Annotated in this window: 18 protein-coding genes; 6 read left to right on the top strand and 12 right to left on the bottom strand. The window is 72.0% G+C overall.

Annotated elements, in window-relative coordinates; translation table 11 throughout:
* Positions 1-11: 11 nt before the first annotated feature.
* Positions 12-1073 (top strand): aminotransferase class V-fold PLP-dependent enzyme, encoded by a 1062-nt coding sequence (locus IF655_RS21150; RefSeq protein WP_199586573.1) that lies wholly within the window; start codon positions 12-14, stop codon positions 1071-1073.
* Positions 1074-1230: 157 nt separating this feature from the next.
* On the opposite strand, the gene thpD is transcribed toward IF655_RS21150, so the two are convergent.
* The 5 genes from thpD to IF655_RS21175 form a co-directional block, all read right to left on the bottom strand.
* Complete coding sequence (gene thpD, locus IF655_RS21155) at positions 1231-2133, bottom strand: ectoine hydroxylase (protein ID WP_199586574.1); 903 nt, start codon at positions 2131-2133, stop codon at positions 1231-1233.
* A 4-nt stretch (positions 2134-2137) separates the two neighbouring features.
* Positions 2138-2542 carry an ectoine synthase gene (locus IF655_RS21160; protein WP_199586575.1) on the bottom strand — a complete coding sequence of 135 codons (405 nt, stop codon included), beginning with the start codon at positions 2540-2542 and terminating at the stop codon, positions 2138-2140.
* Between the two features lie 109 nt (positions 2543-2651).
* Positions 2652-3923, bottom strand: coding sequence for a diaminobutyrate--2-oxoglutarate transaminase (ectB, locus tag IF655_RS21165; protein WP_199586576.1), 1272 nt, complete (start codon positions 3921-3923; stop codon positions 2652-2654).
* A gap of 25 nt (positions 3924-3948) precedes the next feature.
* Positions 3949-4467: a diaminobutyrate acetyltransferase gene (gene ectA / locus IF655_RS21170; RefSeq protein ID WP_199586577.1), complete on the bottom strand. Its 519-nt coding sequence runs from the start codon at positions 4465-4467 to the stop codon at positions 3949-3951.
* A 337-nt stretch (positions 4468-4804) separates the two neighbouring features.
* Positions 4805-5905: an aminotransferase class V-fold PLP-dependent enzyme gene (locus tag IF655_RS21175; protein WP_199586578.1), complete on the bottom strand. Its 1101-nt coding sequence runs from the start codon at positions 5903-5905 to the stop codon at positions 4805-4807.
* 195 nt (positions 5906-6100) lie between these two features.
* On the opposite strand from IF655_RS21175, the gene IF655_RS21180 reads away from it, so the two are divergent.
* The 3 genes from IF655_RS21180 to IF655_RS21190 are packed head-to-tail and all read left to right on the top strand — an operon-like array spanning position 6101 to position 8605.
* The gene (locus IF655_RS21180; protein WP_199586579.1) at positions 6101-6958 is read left to right on the top strand and encodes a transporter substrate-binding domain-containing protein; all 858 of its coding nucleotides are present in this window, start codon (positions 6101-6103) and stop codon (positions 6956-6958) included.
* A 13-nt stretch (positions 6959-6971) separates the two neighbouring features.
* Positions 6972-7805, top strand: coding sequence for an amino acid ABC transporter permease (locus tag IF655_RS21185; protein WP_199586580.1), 834 nt, complete (start codon positions 6972-6974; stop codon positions 7803-7805).
* Positions 7802-8605 carry an amino acid ABC transporter ATP-binding protein gene (locus IF655_RS21190; RefSeq protein WP_199586581.1) on the top strand — a complete coding sequence of 268 codons (804 nt, stop codon included), beginning with the start codon at positions 7802-7804 and terminating at the stop codon, positions 8603-8605. The genes IF655_RS21185 and IF655_RS21190 overlap by 4 nt, the downstream gene beginning before the upstream one ends.
* 81 nt (positions 8606-8686) lie before the next feature.
* Here IF655_RS21190 and IF655_RS21195 read toward each other — a convergent pair whose 3' ends face one another.
* Positions 8687-9061 carry a VOC family protein gene (locus tag IF655_RS21195; RefSeq protein ID WP_199586582.1) on the bottom strand — a complete coding sequence of 125 codons (375 nt, stop codon included), beginning with the start codon at positions 9059-9061 and terminating at the stop codon, positions 8687-8689.
* A 293-nt stretch (positions 9062-9354) separates the two neighbouring features.
* On the opposite strand from IF655_RS21195, the gene IF655_RS21200 reads away from it, so the two are divergent.
* Entirely contained in the window at positions 9355-10446 is a 1092-nt protein-coding gene (locus tag IF655_RS21200) for an amidohydrolase family protein (protein WP_199586583.1), read from the top strand.
* 157 nt (positions 10447-10603) lie between these two features.
* Positions 10604-11671 (top strand): SCO1860 family LAETG-anchored protein, encoded by a 1068-nt coding sequence (locus IF655_RS21205; protein ID WP_199586584.1) that lies wholly within the window; start codon positions 10604-10606, stop codon positions 11669-11671.
* Between the two features lie 100 nt (positions 11672-11771).
* Here IF655_RS21205 and cobC read toward each other — a convergent pair whose 3' ends face one another.
* From cobC to cobM, 6 genes are read right to left on the bottom strand one after another with little or no spacing between them, the layout of a single operon-like run.
* Positions 11772-12833: an Rv2231c family pyridoxal phosphate-dependent protein CobC gene (gene cobC, locus IF655_RS21210; protein ID WP_199586585.1), complete on the bottom strand. Its 1062-nt coding sequence runs from the start codon at positions 12831-12833 to the stop codon at positions 11772-11774.
* Entirely contained in the window at positions 12823-13758 is a 936-nt protein-coding gene (locus IF655_RS21215; protein WP_199586586.1) for a sirohydrochlorin chelatase, read from the bottom strand. The genes cobC and IF655_RS21215 overlap by 11 nt, the downstream gene beginning before the upstream one ends.
* Complete coding sequence (locus IF655_RS21220; protein WP_199586587.1) at positions 13755-14342, bottom strand: precorrin-8X methylmutase; 588 nt, start codon at positions 14340-14342, stop codon at positions 13755-13757. Before IF655_RS21220 ends, IF655_RS21215 begins: the two co-directional genes overlap by 4 nt.
* A complete protein-coding gene (gene cobJ, locus IF655_RS21225; protein WP_199586588.1) occupies positions 14339-16033 on the bottom strand; it encodes a precorrin-3B C(17)-methyltransferase in 1695 nt (564 codons plus the stop codon). The genes IF655_RS21220 and cobJ overlap by 4 nt, the downstream gene beginning before the upstream one ends.
* On the bottom strand, positions 16030-17268 hold the full coding sequence (cbiE, locus tag IF655_RS21230) for a precorrin-6y C5,15-methyltransferase (decarboxylating) subunit CbiE (RefSeq protein ID WP_199586658.1): 1239 nt from the start codon (positions 17266-17268) through the stop codon (positions 16030-16032). The genes cobJ and cbiE overlap by 4 nt, the downstream gene beginning before the upstream one ends.
* 17 nt (positions 17269-17285) lie before the next feature.
* A complete protein-coding gene (gene cobM, locus IF655_RS21235; RefSeq protein ID WP_206776223.1) occupies positions 17286-18158 on the bottom strand; it encodes a precorrin-4 C(11)-methyltransferase in 873 nt (290 codons plus the stop codon).
* Between the last annotated feature and the right edge of the window lie 15 nt (positions 18159-18173).

Here is an 18173-nt window from a genome sequence, read left to right on the forward strand (position 1 = left end):
ACAGTGGATCCATGGAGACCACGGAGACGTTCGACAGCCTCGTCCGCGCCGAGTTCACCCCCGTAGGCACCTACCTCAACACGGCGAGCAGCTCCCTGCTGCCCGCCCGCACCGTCACCGCCCTGCACGAGGCGGCGCTGCTGCGGGCGCAGGGCCGCCCGCTGACCGCGCTCTTCGAGGACGTGGAGGAGTGCCGGGCCGCCTTCGCCCGGCTCGCCCACGTCCCCGCCGAGCGCGTCGCGGCGGGCGCCTCGGTCGCCGCGCACACCGGGGTGATCGCCGCGTCGCTCCCGCCGGGCGCCGAAGTCCTCACCGCCGAGGGCGACTTCACCTCCGTGCTCAACCCGTTCCACGTCCGCGGCGACCTCAAGGTGCGCGCGGTGCCCGTCGAGCGCATCGCGGAGTCCGTCCGCCCGGAGACCGACCTGGTCGCGGTCAGCGCCGCGCAGTCCGCCGACGGACGGATCGCCGACCTGCCCGCACTGCGCGAGGCAGCCCACGCGCACGGCGCCCGCACCTACGTCGACTTCTCCCAGGCCGCGGGCTGGCTCCCGATGGACGCGGGGGAGTGGGACTTCAGTGCCTCCGTCGCCTACAAGTGGCTGCTCGGCCCGCACGGCATCGCCTTCCTCGTCCTGCCCGAGGACTTCGGCGGTCTCACCCCGCTGCTCGCCGGCTGGGTCGCGGGCGAACGCCCCTGGGACAGTTGCTACGGTCCGGTCACCGAACTCGCCCACTCCGCGCGGCGGTTCGACCTCACCCACGCCCTGTTCGGCTACGCGGGACTGCGCCGCTCCCTCGAACTGGTCGAGGAAGTGGGCGTGTCCGCGATCCACGCCCACGACACGGCGCTGGCCGACCGCTACCGCGCGGGACTTGCCGCCCTCGGTCACGAGCCGCTGCCCTCACCCGGCTCCGCGATCGTCTCCGTACCCGGACTCGGCGTCCGGCAGGAGGAGTTGAGCCGCGCGGGCATCGAGGTCTCCGCACGGGCGGGCAACCTGCGCGCCGCCTTCCACCTCTACAACACCGAGGCGGACGTGGACCGGCTGCTGGACGCGCTGTCCGGCTGAACGCGCGAGTACATGACCGGGCCGGAGCCTCCCGTCCCACAACAAGGAGGCCCCGGCCCGGGGTTCGAGGTGTGCGGCTAGTGCACGGGCGTGAAGTCCCGCGCCCCGATGCCGCATCCTCCGGGGGACGACCCCCGGACCCCCGGCAGCACAGACATCACCGCACCGGCGCGAAGTCCCGCGCCCCGATGTACTCCGGCCTGCGCACCGGCGCCGCGAACGGCTCCACCGCCGTGTTCTCCACGCTGTTGAACACGATGAAGACGTTGCTGCGCGGGAAGGGCGTGATGTTGTCGCCGGAGCCGTGCATGCAGTTGCAGTCGAACCAGGTCGCCGAGCCCGGCTTGCCGGTGAACAGGCGGATGCCGTGCTCGCCCGCCATCCGGGTGAGCGCCTCGTCGGACGGGGTGCCCGCGTCCTGCATCTGGAGCGACTTCCGGTAGTTGTCCTCGGGCGTCGCGCCCGCACAGCCCAGGAACGTCCGGTGCGAGCCCGGCATGATCATCAGGCCGCCGTTGGTGTCGTGGTTCTCGGTCAGCGCGATCGAGACCGACACCGTGCGCATCCGGGGCAGCCCGTCCTCGGCGTGCCAGGTCTCGAAGTCCGAGTGCCAGTAGAAGCCGCTCGCGCCGAACCCGGGCTTGACGTTGATCCGGGACTGGTGGACGTACACGTCCGAGCCGAGGATCTGCCGCGCCCGGCCGACCACGCGCTCGTCGCTCACCAGGTTCGCGAACAGCTCGCTGAGCCGGTGGACCTCGAAGACCGAGCGGATCTCCTTCGAGCGGGGCTCCACGATCGCCCGGTCGTCGGCCCGGATCACCGGGTCGGCGACCAGCCGCTCCAGCTCACGCCGGTACACCTCGACCTCGGCGGGGGTGATGAGCTGGTCCACGCCCAGGAAGCCGTCGCGCTCGTACCCCTCCAGGTCGGCGGTGGGGATCGGGCCGTAGGCGCCGGGGGCGCTCCAGACGACCGGGTCCTTGCGCGGGACGGCCACCTCGGCGGTGCCGCGGGTGGGGTAGAGATCGGTGACGGGCGCGGTGGGGGTCGTGGTCATGGGATCACACCTCCTCGGGTTCGGTGAGCAGGGGGTAGACGCCGTTCTCGTCGTGGTCCTCCCGTCCGGTCACCGGCGGGTTGAACACGCAGAGGCAGCGGAAGTCCTCCTTGACGCGCAGCGTGTGCCGCTCGTGCCCGTCGAGGAGGTACATCGTGCCGGGGGTGATCGTGTAGGTCTCCCCGGTCTCGTGGTCGGTCAGTTCGGCCTCGCCCTCGGTGCAGACGACGGCCTCGATGTGGTTCGCGTACCACATCGACGTCTCGGTCCCGGCGTACAGGACGGTCTCGTGCAGGGAGAAGCCGACGCGCTCCTTGGCGAGCACGATCCGCTTGCTCTCCCAGGTGCCGGACCTGGCCCGGACGTGGCGGTCGGTGTCCTCGATGTCCTTGAACGATCGGACGATCACGGGTGGGTGCCTCCTGTTGCTTCCGTGTCGGCGGCGGTCTCGTGGTCAGGCGGTCAGGGCGCCGGACGGTCGGGGTGCCGGACGGTCGGGGTTCCGGACGGCCCGGGCGTCAGGCGGTCTCGCGGACGGCCCGGGCGAGGATGCTCATGCCCTCGTCCAGCTCCTCCGGGGTGATCGTGAGCGCGGGCAGCAGCTTGACGACCTCGCTCTCGGGACCCGACGTCTCGATGAGCAGCCCGAGTTCGAAGGCGCGGGCGGCGACCCGGCCGGCCCGCTCCTTGTCGTGGAACTCCAGACCCCAGACCAGACCGCGCCCCCGGTAGTCCTTCACCGCGGCGGGGTTCTCCTCGGCTATGGAGACCAGTTCCCGCTCGACGCGCTCGCCCCGGGCGCGGGTCTGCTTCTCCATGGCGGCGCCGTCGGCCCAGTACGTCTCCAGCGCGGCGGTCGCGGTGACGAACGCCGGGTTGTTGCCGCGGAAGGTGCCGTTGTGCTCGCCCGGCTCCCAGATGTCCAGCTCCGGCTTGAACAGGCACAGCGACATCGGCAGCCCGTAGCCGCTGATGGACTTGGACACCGTGACGATGTCGGGGACGATGCCCGCCTCCTCGAAGGAGAAGAACGCGCCCGTGCGCCCGCAGCCCATCTGGATGTCGTCGACGATGAGCAGCATGTCCTGCCGCTCGCACAACTCCTTGAGCGCGCGCAGCCATTCGGGCCGGGCGACGTTGATGCCGCCCTCGCCCTGCACGGTCTCCACGATCACCGCGGCGGGCTTGTTCAGACCCGACCCCTGGTCCTCAAGGAGCCGTTCGAACCACAGGAAGTCCGGGACCTGCCCGTCGAAGTAGTTGTCGAACGGCATCGGCGTGCCGTGCACCAGCGGAATGCCCGCCCCGGCGCGCTTGAAGGCGTTGCCGGTGACCGCGAGCGAACCCAGCGACATGCCGTGGAACGCGTTGGTGAACGACACGATCGCCTCGCGCCCCTTCACCTTCCGGGCCAGCTTCAGCGCGGACTCCACCGCGTTGGTGCCGGTCGGCCCCGGGAACATGACCTTGTACGGCAACTCGCGCGGGCCGAGGACCAGTTCCTGGAAGGTGCGCAGGAACGACCGCTTGGCCACGGTCGACATGTCCAGTCCGTGGGTCACGCCGTCCCGGGCCAGATAGTCGATCAACGCCCGTTTGAGAACGGGGTTGTTGTGGCCGTAGTTGAGCGATCCGGCGCCGGCGAAGAAGTCGAGCCAGGCGCGGCCGTCCTCGTCGTACATCCGGCTGCCCCGCGCGGTGTCGAACACGGTGGGCCAGCCGCGGCAGTAGCTGCGCACCTCGGACTCGACGGTCTCGAACACGCTCAGGTCGGGCTGGGTGATGGTCACGGTGATTCGCTCCTCGGTGCGGCGTTCAGTGGGCCGGGGTGTGCGTCAACGGGCCTATGCGGTACAGGACTTCGGGGTCGTGCGGACCGTCCGGGAACAGCTCGGCGGGGAACAGCGTCTCCCGCTCCGGCTCGATGCCGTGCCGGGCGGCGAACGAGGTGAACAGCCGCTCGGAGGCGGTGTTCCCGGGCGTGATCGTGGTCTCCAGGCCGGTGATCCCCCGCTCGGCGGCCAGCCGGGCGGTCAGCCCGTCCAGCAGCGCGGCGGCGATCCCGCGCCCCCGGTGGGCGTCGTCGACGGCCACCTGCCAGACGAGCAGGGTGTGCGGACGGTCGGGCCGTACGTAACCGGTCACGAAACCGATCGGCTCGCCGTCCCTACCGCGTGCCACCGCCGAGGTGTCGGCGAAGTCCCGGCACCACAGCAGATAGCTGTACGAGGAGTTCAGGTCGAGGGTTTTCGATTCCTTGGCGAGACGCCAGAGGGCGGCTCCATCGGTTACCGCCGGTCTGTCGACGATCAGGTCTGTGGGTGCTGCGGTCATGCGGCACGAATTTAGCGAGGCGAATGCGTAAATGCACGGGCGCACAGCGGGTTGTGTACGACCGGGTCGGCGATATGCCTGGTTTGACCTGGGAAAAACACGGACAAAAAGGGGCGCGCTGTGGGGTGTGTCACAGCGCCGAAAACCGCCCGTGTTTCATCTTGTTTAGCGTTGCAAAAAGCGGGCAGACGAATACCCGGGCGCTGCCCCCTGAGAATTGAACGAAGAATGTGGAATTGGTGAAAGAGTGGGCGAGCGCGGAAGACGGCATGGAAGCGGGCATGGAAAACGGCCCGCGCGAATTCGCGCGGGCCGTCGGCAGGATTCGGGCTGCCGGTCAGTGCCAGGCTTCCCCCGCCGCCCGCAGCGCGCCCTCCGGGTCCACCGCGATCCCCTGCGCGGCCATGGCCGCGCCCAGCGCCGCCAGCGAACGGCGCACCGCGTCCAAGGTCGCGTCGGGACCGTAGTGGTTGACCCGGATCATCTCCTTGGCCAGCGCGCCGCCCCCGGCGGCCAGCGGCAGCCCCGGGTCCGTGCGCAGTGCCTCGGCCACCAGCTCCGAGGCGGCCACCCGCTCCGGCACCCGCAGCGTCGTCGCCACCGGAGCCGCGTCGCGTGCCTGGTGGACGTACGGCTCCAGACCGCCGCGCAGCGCGAGCGCGCCCGCCCGCGTCGCCCGCGCGGCCGCCCGGTGCCGGGCCATCACGGCGTCGAGACCGTCCGCCTCGATGCGCTCCAGGCACGCCTCGAGAGCCAGCATCTCCAGTTGCGCCGGGGCGTGCGGCAGGATGGCGCGCCCCGCGTCGATCCAGCGCTCCTTCCAGTCCAGCAGCGACAGATAGGAGCGGCGCGGGGCGTCCGGGTTGGCGGCCATCCGGGCCCAGGCGCGCTCGCTCACCGAGATCGCGGACACCCCCGCCGGTCCGCCCATCGCCTTCTGCGCCCCGATCACGCACAGGTCCACGCCCCACGCGTCCGGCAGCACCGGCTCCGCGCCGACCGAGGCGACCGCGTCCAGATAGAAGAGGGCGCCGTGCTCGCGCACCACCTCGCCGATCTCCGCGACCGGGTTGGTGTTGCCGGTCGCCGCTTCGGCGTGCACCAGAGACACGAAGTCGATCTCCGGGTGTTCGGCGAACGCCTCCCGGATCTGCTCGGCGGTGACGGCCGCGTGGAAGGGGACCGCGAGGTCGTGCACGGTGGCGCCGCTGTCGCGCAGCCAGTTGCCGAAGGTCTGGCCGTAGGGACCCGTGATCACGTTCAGGGCGACCGTGCCCGGACCCGCGGCGGCGCGGATCGCGCCCTCCAGCGGCAGCAGCGCCTCGCCCTGGGTGATCAGCACGTCCTGCCCGGTCTCGAGGAGCGCGGCCACCTGGTCCTCGATGGCGGCGAACCGCGCGGCGGTCAGCGGGGGCAGGTCGAGGAAGGGGTGGGTCACGGGGTGCTCTCTTCGCTCGCATGGGTACACGGAACCGGCCGGAGGCCGACGGTGACGAGGGTAACTCGCGGTCTCCATGCCGCTTTGACCGGCGAGTTCTTAGGCCGGACGGCCTCCAGGCCATCGGTTTGATTTGAGAGACCCAAACCTCTCCTTATAATCGGAACCCACAGTTCCCCCACAGGGAGATCCCCCATGAAAACGCTCCTCGGGCGCCGGACCCGTCTTCTGGCAGCCGCCACCGTGGCGGGCGCCGTCGCGCTCGTCGCGGGCTGTTCCTCTTCGGACGGCGGCGGGAGCGGCAACGCCACCGCCAAGGGGGTCCACCTCGTCAAGGCCGGTCAGCTCACCGTCTGCACCCATCTGCCCTACCCGCCGTTCCAGTCGGTGATCGACGGCAAGGTGCAGGGCTTCGACGTCTCCCTGGTCGACCTCGTCGCCAAGGACCTGGGCGTCAAGCAGCAGATCCTCGACACGCCCTTCGAGAACTTCAAGACGGGCGCGTTCCTCAACTCCGGCCAGTGCGACCTGGCGGCGGCGGGCATGACCATCACGCCCGAGCGCAAGAAGAACGTCGACTTCTCCGACCCGTACTTCGAGGCGACCCAGGCCGTCCTGGTCGGCAAGAACAGCGGTCTGAAGTCCTTCCAGGACATCAAGGCGGAGCACAAGTCGCTCGGCGCCCAGGCGCAGACCACCGGCGAGGACTACGCGAAGAGCAAGGGTCTCGACCCGGTCTCCTTCCACTCCTCCGACGCGCTCCTCAACGGTCTGCGCACCAACCAGGTCCAGGCGATCATCGTCGACTACCCGGTGGTCCAGAGCTGGCTGAAGGACAAGTCCAACGCCGACGCCTTCAAGATCGTCGGGAATCTGCGCACCGGCGAGCAGTACGGCTTCACGGTGAAGAAGGGCAACACCGCCCTCCTCGACGCCGTCAACAAGCAGCTCGCCAAGGCCAAGTCCGACGGCACCTACAAGAAGATCTACGAGAAGTGGATCGGCCCGTACGACGCCTCGGCCGCCTCCCCGGCCGCGACGCCCTCCTCCTGAATCCGCTGACTCCATGACCGACACGGACACCCGTAGCCAACCGAAGAAGCAGGGACTGACCCGCCGCCAGCGACGGCGGGTCTCGCGCGGCGTGCAGTACGCCGTCTTCGTCGCCGCCGTACTCGCCTTCGCGTTCTCGGCGGACTGGGGACGGCTGCAGAACCAGTTCCTGCAACTGCCCATCGCCGAGCAGATGTTCCCCGACGTCATCACCCTGGCGCTGAAGAACACCGTGCTCTACACCCTGTCCGGCTTCGTCGTCGGACTCGGTCTCGGCATCGTCGTCGCCCTGATGCGGCTGTCCTCCGTGGCGCCCTACCGCTGGGTCGCCGGCGTCTACATCGAGATCTTCCGCGGTCTGCCCGCCCTGCTGATCTTCATCTTCGTGGGCGTCGGCGTGCCGCTGGCGTTCCCGAACGTGCAGTATCCGGGCGGTACTTACGGCAAGGTCGCCGTCGCGCTCGGACTCGTCTCCGCCGCCTACATGGCCGAGACGATCCGCGCGGGCATCCAGGCCGTGCCCAAGGGGCAGATGGAGGCGGCCCGTTCGCTCGGCTTCTCACCCGCGCGGGCCATGATCTCGATCGTCATCCCGCAGGCGTTCCGCATCATCCTGCCGCCGCTGACCAACGAACTCGTCCTGCTCTTCAAGGACTCCTCGCTGGTGCTGTTCCTCGGCGTCACCCTGGAGGAGCGCGAACTGTCCAAGTTCGGCAACGACTTGGCCAGCACCACCGCCAACTCCACGCCGATCCTGGTGGCCGGCCTGTGCTATCTGCTGGTCACCGTCCCGCTCGGCTTCGTCGTGCGGCGCATGGAGTCCAGGTCCCAGGAGGCGATCCGGTGAGCACCCCCGAGATCCGTATCGAGCACCTGCACAAGTCCTTCGGCGACAACCACGTCCTGCGCGGCGTCGACCTGGAGATCGGCCAGGGCGAGGTGGTCTGCGTCATCGGCCCCTCCGGTTCCGGCAAGTCCACCCTGCTGCGCTGCGTCAACCTGCTCGAAGAGCCCAGCGAGGGCAAGGTCTTCGTCGGCGGCACCGAGCTGACCGACCCGGACGTCGACCTCGACGCCGCCCGCCGCCGCATCGGCATGGTCTTCCAGCAGTTCAACCTCTTCCCGCACCTGAACGTCACCGAGAACCTCACACTGCCCCAGCGCCGGGTCCTCGGCCGGGACAAGGCGACGGCCGCGCGGATCGCCGCCGAGAACCTCGCGCGGGTGGGTCTCGCGGAGAAGGCCGAGGCGCACCCGGCCGCCCTCTCCGGCGGTCAGCAGCAGCGTGTGGCCATCGCCCGCGCGCTCGCCATGGGACCCGAGGTGATGCTCTTCGACGAGCCGACCTCCGCGCTCGACCCCGAGCTGGTCGGGGACGTGCTCGCGGTGATGCGCGGGCTCGCCCAGGAGGGCATGACCATGATGGTCGTCACCCACGAGATGACCTTCGCCCGCGAGGTTGCCGACCGCGTCGTCTTCATGGACGGCGGTGTCATCGTCGAGGACGGCACGCCCGAGCAGGTCATCGGCAACCCCCGCAACGAACGCACCCGCCACTTCCTCTCCCGCGTCCTCGACCCGGCGATGGCCGAGGTGGAGGAGACGGACGGACCGGTGGGGGCGGGTCCGGAGAAGTCCGGCGCCTGAGGGCTTCGCTGTGTTCCCGGAACGGCCGGGCTCCCTTGTGCTGGGGTGCCCGGTCCTTCCATGTGCGCCTGGGGTGTCCGCCTACAGGTACGGGCGCGTGATCAGCTCGATCGCGTGCCCGGCGGGGTCCTTGAAGTAGACGCCCCGGCCGCCGTGCTCGTGGTTGATCTCGCCGGGGCGCCGCATCTGCGGATCGGCCCAGTGCGTGACACCCCCCTCGCACAGCCGCCGGTACGCCCGGTCGAACAGCTCGTCGTCGACCAGGAACGCGTAGTGCTGCATCTGGATCTCCACCGGCGGCTCCGCGAACTGGAGCAGCACCCCGTCAGTGAGCTGGATGTTGCGGAACGGTCCCCAGGACGGCGCTTCGGGAAGCTCCAGCAGCTCCCGGAAGAACCTGGCGGAGACGTCCCGGTCCCTGGCGGCGATGATGGTGTGGTTGAACGTGACTGTCATACGGCTGACCTCGCTGTGGTCCGGCACGGAGTAAGAGATGGCTCGGTGCTCGGGCGCGGGGAGGTCCGCGGGACGGGTGGCGGGGACACCTGGCGAGGGCGGCGCATGTGCGGCGCACCCATGTGGGACGCGCCCATGTGTGGCGCAACCATGTGGGGCGCACCCATGTGGCGATCAGCTACCCACCGGGTCGCCTGTCCGTGAGTGGCCGCGAAGGGGCCGGTCCGGTGTTCACGCCGGAGGACGTTACCGGACCTGCCGCGCCGCCGGGAAGGCGGTTTAGGGTGCCGTACATGAGCGATCAGTCGGTGCTGCACGTCAAGGGGCGGGTGCTCGTCGGGCCCGAGGACGTCCGGGACGAGCTGTGGGTGGTCGGCGGACGGGTCACGTACGACCGTCCTGTGGGCGCCGGGGACGTGACGACGGTGACGGGATGGGCGCTGCCCGGTCTGGTCGACGCGCACTGCCATGTGGGGCTCGGCGCGGAGGGTCCCGTGGACGCGGAGACCGCCGAGAAACAGGCGCTGACCGACCGGGAGACCGGAACGCTGCTGATCCGGGACGCCGGTTCGCCCTCGGACACCCGCTGGACCGACGAGCGCGACGACCTGCCGAAGATCATCCGCGCCGGGCGGCACATCGCCCGTACCCGCCGCTACATCCGGGGCTACGCCCACGAGATCGAGCCGGACGACCTCGTCGCCTACGTCCGCCAGGAGGCGCGGCGCGGGGACGGCTGGGTCAAGCTGGTCGGGGACTGGATCGACCGCGACCTCGGCGACCTCGCCCCCTGCTGGCCGCGCGAGACGGTCGCGGCGGGCATCGCCGAGGCGCACCGCCAGGGCGCCCGCGTCACCGCGCACTGCTTCGCGGAGAGTTCGCTGCGCGACCTGGTGGAGTCCGGCATCGACTGCGTCGAGCACGCCACCGGACTCACCCCCGAGCTGATCCCGCTCTTCGTCGAGCACGGTGTGGCGATCGTCCCGACCCTGGTCAACATCGCCACCTTCCCGCGCCTGGCGGCGGGCGGCGACACCAAGTTCCCCCGGTGGTCCGCACATATGCGCCGCCTCCATGAACGCCGCTACGACACGGTGCGCGACGCCTATGACGCCGGGATCGCGGTGTACGTCGGCACCGACGCGGGCGGCTCCCTGCCCCACGGTCTGGTCGCGGCGGAGGTCGAGGAACTCGTCACCGCGGGCATCCCGTCCCTGGCCGCGCTCTCCGCGACGAGCTGGGGCGCCCGCGCGTGGCTCGGCCGCCCCGGCCTTGAGGAGGGCGCGCCCGCCGACCTCGTCGTCTACGAGTCCGACCCCCGCGCCGATGTACGAGTGCTTGCCGCCCCGCGTCGCGTGGTGCTGAACGGGCGAGTCATGCAGTGACCTGCCGGGGCGTGGGAGAACTCCTGTGCCCCGGGAATCGAAGAGGCGTGCGGTATCTCCACGATGGAGTGAAGTAACCCAGGATTGCTGACCGTTCACCCACAGTGCGTAAAAGTTGACGCGTCCCAAGCAAGTTCCTTCTCGGGAGCCCACCGCCTTGAACAGCCTCAACTTCCGCATGCCCGCACGCCGTCTGGCCGCCGTCGCGACCGTCACCGCCCTCACCGCCGGTCCCGCGGTCCTGGGCGCGGGCACCGCGCACGCCACCGGTCGTCACGGCCACGCCTCCGCCGTCGTCCTGCGCACCGGGCTCGATGTGTCCCTGCTCCACAAGACCGTGGACGTCCCGCTCCAGGTCACCCTCAACGAGGTCGAGGCGCCCGGCGACGCCGACCGCACCGCCCTCACGGCCCGGCTCGACGGGGTGAACGGAGACCGTCCCTTCTCCGTCCTCGGCGCCGAGGTCGCCCGAGCGCACGCCACCGCCAATGCCGAGCGCGCCGAGGGCTCCGTACGACTGGTCCACGCCCGCGTGCACGTCCCCGGGCTGCCGCTGCTGTCCCTCATCGAGGTCGGCACGGTCACCGCCCGCGCCACCTGCGAGGCGGGGGAGCGACCGGAAGCCGTCGCCAACGTCCTCGGCGGCGTCACCGTCCTCGGCAAGCACGTCAACCTCACGGCGGGCGGTCCGTCCATCGTCAAGGTCCCCGGTGTCGGTGAGGTCCGCCTCGACCTCTCCCAGCGCCACACCACCTCCCGCACGGCCGCCGCCACCGCCCTCGAACTCAAGGTCTCCGTCAACCCGTTGCGGCTCAACGTCGCGGAGGTCGAGGGCACGGTGACGCTGGCGAAGGCGACCTGCGAGACGCCTCGCGGCGGCTGGGGCGGCGGCGGTCACGGAGGCGGCGGTCACGGGCACGACGGTGGCCAGGTCCCGCCCCCGCCGAAGACGGACGAGCCGGGCGACGACGACGAGCCGACCGCCAGCACACCCCCGAGCGACGGCGGCACGGCCCCGAGCACCAAGCCCGCCCCGTCGTCCTCCGACACCGCCTCTCCCGCCCCCGCCAAGCCCGCCTCCGACGTGAAGCCCCAGGGCGGCACCAAGAGCGACCTCGCGGAAACGGGCGCCAGCTCCTCCACCCCCTATCTGGCAGGCGGCGCACTGGCGTTGCTGCTGCTGGGCGGCGGAGCGGCGGTGCTGGCACGGCGTCGGCGGGGCTGACGAACGACCCGGTTTCCTGGGCGAGTTGGCCCGGTGCCGCCGAACGAATCGGCGGTACCGGGCCACGCGCTTTGTCCGACTGGAGTAACCGCCAGGAGCGCTAGCCCGCTTGGCTCAGAACGGTGCCGAGTGCCGTCAGGAATCCCGCTGTCGTGGCCGCGTCGCGTACCGCCACCCGTACCCACTCCGCCCCGAGACCGGGGAAGGTGTCGCCCCGGCGGACCGCGTAGCCCAAGTCCCGCAGCCGTGACCGTACTTCGGCTGCCCCGGGAATCCGGGCCAGCACGAACGGCGCCTCCGCTGGGCCGGTCACCTCCACGCCCCGCTCCGCCAACCCCTTGACCAGGAACTCCCGGTCCACGGCGATCTGACGGGCAGCCGATTCCGCCTCCGTGACAGCCCGGGGTGTGACGCAGACCCGTGCCGCCACCAGTGCGGGTGTGGAGACCGCCCATAGGGGCTGAGCACGCTCAAGCCGGGAGATGATCTCCGGTTCCGCGAGGACATAGCCGATCCGGAGTCCGGCGAGCCCCCATGTCTTGGTCAGGCTCCGCAGCACCACCAGCCCCGGCACATCGCACCGCCCCGCCAGGGACTCCCGCTCACCCGGGACCGCGTCCATGAACGCCTCGTCCACGACCAGCGTCCGCCCGGGGCGGGCGAGCCGCAGCAGCGCGGACGCGGGGTGGAGTACGGACGTCGGGTTGGTCGGGTTGCCGACCACCACCAGGTCCGCGTCCTCGGGGACGAGCCCGGGGTCCAGCCGGAAGCCGTCCCGCTCCCGGAGCAGCACACGGTCGACGGTGTGCCCCGCGTCCCGCAGCGCCGCCTCCGGCTCCGTGAACTGGGGATGCACGACCACCGGACGCCGTACCTTCAGCGCCCGCGCCAGCAGGACGAACGCCTCCGCCGCCCCGGCGGTCAGCAGCACCCGCTCCACCGGCAGCCCGTGCCGCGCGGCGACCGCCGCCCGCGCGGCACGCCCGTCCGGGTAGGTCGCCAGGGAGGACAGCGACGCGGCGATCTCCTCGCGGAGCCACAGCGGAGGCGTCCCCGTGCGGACGTTGACCGCGAGGTCGATCAGGTCCGCGCCGTCGTCGCGGACCTCCGCGTCACCGTGGTGGCGCAGGTCCGGGGCGCCGCCGTCCTCCTCAGTGGGCATGGCTGTGGGTGTGTCCGCCATGGTGGTGGTGCCCATGTCCGTGGCCGTGACCATGGCTGTCGGACCCGTCGTCGTCCGGGTGGAAGTGCGGCTGCTGGGGGAGCCCCACCTTGTCCTCGAAGCCGGGCAGCGCGATCCGGTACACGCAGGAGTCGCAGTTCATCCGCAGATCCCCGCGCACCGCCTCCTCGTACCGCTCCAGGACAAGGTCCAGCAGCTCCGGCTCGGGACCGATGACGTCGGCCGAGCGGACCTCGGTGTCCGGGTGGGCGGCGGACCACTCCTCGGTCTGGCGCCGTACGCGGTCCGGGAGGATGCCGGTGAAGAGGAAGTACGGCAGGACGACGATCCGCCGCGCCCCCAGTCGCGCGCACCGGTCGAGTCCGCTCGGCACGTCCGGCGCCGCGAGCGAGACGAACGCCGTCTCCACGGCGGCGAATCCGCGTCCCTCCCACAGCAGCCGCGCCGCCTTGCACACCTCGGCGTTGGCGTCCGGGTCGGTGGAGCCGCGCCCCACGAGGAGCACGGTGACGTCACTCCGGTCGGTGCCCGCGAGGGCTTCGTCCAGGCGGCGTTCCAGCACCCGCAGCAGGGCGGGGTGCGGGCCGAGGGGGCGGCCGTAGGTGTACGTCAGACCCGGGTGCCGTTCCTTCTCGCGGGCCAGCGCGGCGGGTATGTCGCCCTTGGCGTGCCCGGCGGAGACCAGCATCAGCGGTACGGCGGCGAACTTGCGCACCCCCCGCTCGACCAGCTCGGCGACGGCCTCGCCGAGCGGGGGCGGGGACAGCTCGATGAAGCCCCCCGCCACGGGCAGTTCGGGGCGACGACGGCCCAACTCCCTCACGAAGTCACGGAATGCCTCGGCTCCGGCCTCGTCCCGGGTGCCGTGTCCGGCGACGAGCAGGGCGGGCGGCTGGGTGGTCACTGTTTCTCCTCGGGGGAAATCGGTTGGTACAGCAGGGCGTTGAGCGCGGCGGCGGCCACCGCCGAACCGCCCTTCTCGGAGACGTTGCTCACGGCGGGCAGCCCGCTCGCGCGCAGCGCCTCCTTGGACTCGGCCGCGCCGACGAAGCCGACGGGCAGACCGATGACGAGCGCCGGGTCGGCGTCCAGGGTCAGCAACTCCTCCAGGGCGGTCGGCGCACAGCCGATCACCCACAGGGCGCCGGGTCCGACCTCCTCGTACGCGAGCCGCACGGCGTGCGCCGAACGGGTCAGTCCGGGACCGGACTCGGCGTCCTTCAGACGGCAGACGGTCTCGCGCCGGGTGATCCCCGCCGCGACCATCTCCACGTCCACCACGACGGGCGCCCCCGCGTGCAGCGCGGCATGTCCGCGCGCGAGGTCGGACTCGGCCAGGACGAGATCCGTCGCGTAGTCGAGATCGGCGGCGGAGTGGATCACCCGCTCCACCACCGCCCTGGTCAGCAAGGGGAGTTCAGAGGTGTCCAGGCGGGCGCGCAGCCGCCGGAAGGACTCCTGTTCGATGGGATGGACCACACGGTTCACCGGGCACCCTCCTCGGCGCTCGCCTGCCAGCGGTAGCCGCGCGGGGTCACCATGCGCCCGGCGATCTCCCGGGTCGCGGTGTTGCCCACGGTCACCACGGTCATCATGTCCACGGACGCCGGGTCGAGCGCGGCCAGCGTGGTCACCCGGCTGGACTCGTCGGGGCGCGAGGCGTTGCGGACCACCCCGACCGGGGTGGAAGGCGCCCGGTGTTCCGCCAACGCCGCCAGCGCCTTGGGGAGTTGCCAGTCACGGCCGCGCGAGCGCGGGTTGTAGAACGTCACCACGAGGTCCGACTCCGCCGCCGCGCGCACCCGTCGCTCGATGACCTCCCACGGCGTGTGCAGGTCGGACAGGCTGATCGACACATGGTCGTGGCCCAGCGGCGCGCCGAGCAGCGCCCCCGCCGCAAGCGCCGCCGTCACCCCCGGCACGCCCACCACGTCGATGTCGTCGGACGCCTCCGCGAGCGCCGGGGACGCCATCGCGTACACCCCTGCGTCCCCGCTGCCGATCAGCGCCACCGCGTGTCCGGCGCGCGCCTGAGCGACAGCCGTCCGCGCCCGCTCCTCCTCCGCGCCGAGCCCCGACTCCAGCACCCGGGTGCCCGGACGCAGCAGATCGCGGATCTGGTCCACGTACTGGTCGAGCCCCACCAGCACCGAGGCGCGCCGCAGTTCGGCCACCGCGCGCGGCGTGACCAGGTCCCGGGCGCCGGGACCGAGCCCCACCACCGCGAGCCGCCCGCGCGCCGGACGCCGTACGACCGCACAGGTCGCCATCGCCGGACTGCCCGCCGACTTCCGCTTGGGCACGAGGAGTTCACCTCCGCCGAGCAGCGCCGCCGCCTCCGCGACGGACGGGGTGCCGACCGCCGCGAGGGGCGCGTCGGACGGATTCGGCACGGCGACGCCCGCCAACTCCTCTGCCGTATAAGTGATCAGCGGAACGCCCAGCCGCTCGGCGGCGCCCACGAGCCCCGGCTCCTCCGACTTGGCGTCCACCGTGGCCAGTTGAGTCACCGACCGCACCGACAGCCCCGCCTCCGCGAGCGCCGACCCGATCAGCTCCAGCACCTCGTCCACGGGCGCGCCCCGCGAGGCACCCACCCCGACCACCAGCGACGGGGGACGCAACAGCACCTCACGCGGGCCCGGTTCGACGGCACGGTCGGTGAGCCGTACCGTGTACGCCCCGCGCTCCGCCACCGGCAGCGGAGCCAGCGGCCACGCCAACTCCGCCTCCAGAGCCACCGGTTCGCCGTCCAGCAGCGCCCGCGACACCGCCGCCACCGCGCCCTCGACGGGCAGCCCCAGCGTGTCCAGCCCGGCGACACCCACCGCGTCCGTCGCGGTCGTCACCACCGGCTCCGCACCCAGCAACTCACCCACCGCACCGGCGAGTTCATTGGCACCGCCCGCGTGCCCGCCGAGCAGCGACACCGCGAACCGGCCACCCTCGTCCACGCACACCACACCCGGATCGGCCGCCTTGTCCCCGAGCAGCGGCGCCACCAGACGCACCACCGCGCCCGTCGCCAGGAAGCACACGAGCTGCTCGCACTCCGCGAACGCGGCGCGCACCGCGTCCCCGACCGGGCCCTCGTACACCCGGGTACGGTCCGGCCACGCCGCCGCAAGGCGGTCCCGCGCCGCAGCCCCCGCCGAGGTGGCGGAAATCAGGCCGATCACTGAACTGCTCCTTCGTTCGGCCGCGGGGCACGCTCGCCCCACAGCAGGAAAACGGGGTTGGTGGCCGCGAGCCGGGTCACGTCACCGGGCAGCGGTGCCAGCCGCGAGGACTGCAACAGCACGCCGTCACAGCCGAATCCGGCCCGCGCGAGCGCCGCGCGCGCCTCGGGCACCCGGTCCAGCGCCGCCATCGCGACCACGACCGTGCGCCGCGCCCGCCGCGCGCACGCCTCGACCACCGCGCCCAGCTCACGCCCCCCGCCGCCGACGAACACGGCGTCGGGGTCGTCGTCCAGACCGGCCAGCGCCTCCGGAGCCGTACCGTGCACCACGGACACGTCCACGTCATGGGCGCGCGCGTTGGCGCGGACCCGCTCGCAGCCGTCCTCGGTCTTCTCCACCGCGACCACGGCCGCGCCGAGGCGCGCGCACTCCACCGCCACCGAGCCCGACCCCGCGCCCACGTCCCACACCAGATCGCCGGGGCGCGGTCCGAGCCGGGCGAGCGCGAGCGCCCGCACCTCGAACTTGGTGATCATCGAGTCCCGGTGCGCGAACGCGTCCTCCTCCAGCGCCCAGCGCCCCGGTCCGACGGCAGGACCCGCCATCGTGCGCGGTCCCCGGGGCGCCCGGGACTCGTCCAGACACAGCACCACGTTCACCGCCGTGCCCCAGTCCCGCCGGGCAGCCTCGGCGGGCGTCACCCGCTCCACCCGCTCGTCCTCCGGCTCACCGAGGGCGCTCACCACGACCAGCGTCCGACCGCTGCCGGCCAGCCGGGCACCCAGCTCGGCGGGACCCGACCCCGGTCCGGTCAGCACGGCGACCTTCGGATACGCCCGGCACAACTGCACCGCCGTACGCGGATCACGCCCGTGCGCGCTCACCACCACCGCGTCGTCCCAGGTCAGCCCCAGCCGCGCGAACGCCCCGGCCACCGAGGACACCCCGGGTCGCACGTCGAGGCGCTCCGGACCGAACCGCTCGGCCAGCACCCGCACGATCCCGAAGAACCCGGGGTCGCCGGAAGCCAGCACGACCACCGGCAGGTCCTTGGCCAGGGTCTCGGCGATCGCGTCCAGGGCGGGGGAGAGGGAGCCGAGGGCGATGCGCCGTACGTCCTCGGGGAGACCGGCGGCGTCCAGATGGCGTTGGCCACCGACGACCAGCGCGGCCTGGGCGAGGACGTCCGCCGTAAGGGGCGCGCCGGTGCCGGTGCCGACGACCGTGATCAGCGGGGCGACCGACGCGGTCAACTGCTCGCCCCCCGCTCCCGCAGCGCCCGCCGCGCCTGGGGGTCCGCCTTGCGGAAGCCGTGGAAGTGACCGGGGTGGTAGAGGTGCGAGCGGGTGCCGTGGGCGTCCAGGGCGGCGCCGATCAGGAACAGCGTGTGCTTCCACAGCCGGTGCTCCTTGACCGTCTCCTCCAGCGTGCCGATGGTGCAGCGCACCACCAGCTCCTCCGGCCAGGTCACCTGATGGGCGACCACCACCGGTGTGCTCGTCGGATAACCGCCCTCCAGTAGCTCCCGCACCAACTGGCCGCTGCGCGCCGCCGACAGGAACACCGCCATGGTCGTCCCGTGCCGGGCGAACTCCCGTACCTCCTCACCCGGCGGCATCGGCGTCTTGCCGCCGCCGAGCCGGGTCAGGATCACCGACTGCGCCACCTCGGGGATCGTCAGCTCGCGCCCCGCGAGCGCGGCCACCGCCGAGAACGACGACACGCCCGGCACGATCTCCGTCGCGATCCCGATCTCCGCGCACCGGTCGAGCTGCTCCTGGGTACCGCCCCACAGCGAGGGGTCGCCCGAGTGCACACGGGCCACCTTGAGCCCCTCGGCCAGGGCGCGCCGGTACACCGCCACCACGTCCTCCAGGGACAGCGCGGCCGAGTCCAGGACCTCCGCGTCCGCCCGCGCGTGCTCCAGGACCTCCGCCCGGACCAGGCTCGCCGCCCAGATCACCACGTCCGCCTCGGCGATCGCGCGGGCGGCGCGGAAGGTCAGCAGATCGGCGGCGCCGGGACCGGCACCGACGAAGGTCACCTTGCCGGTGGGGGCGGGGGCGGCGGCTGAGGGCTCGGCCACGGGGGCGTCCTGCGGCGCGGGCTGGGGCTCGGCCATGGGGAAAGGTCCTCT

It is taken from the genome of Streptomyces sp. DSM 110735 (assembly GCF_016482685.1).
Lineage (GTDB): Bacteria > Actinomycetota > Actinomycetes > Streptomycetales > Streptomycetaceae > Streptomyces.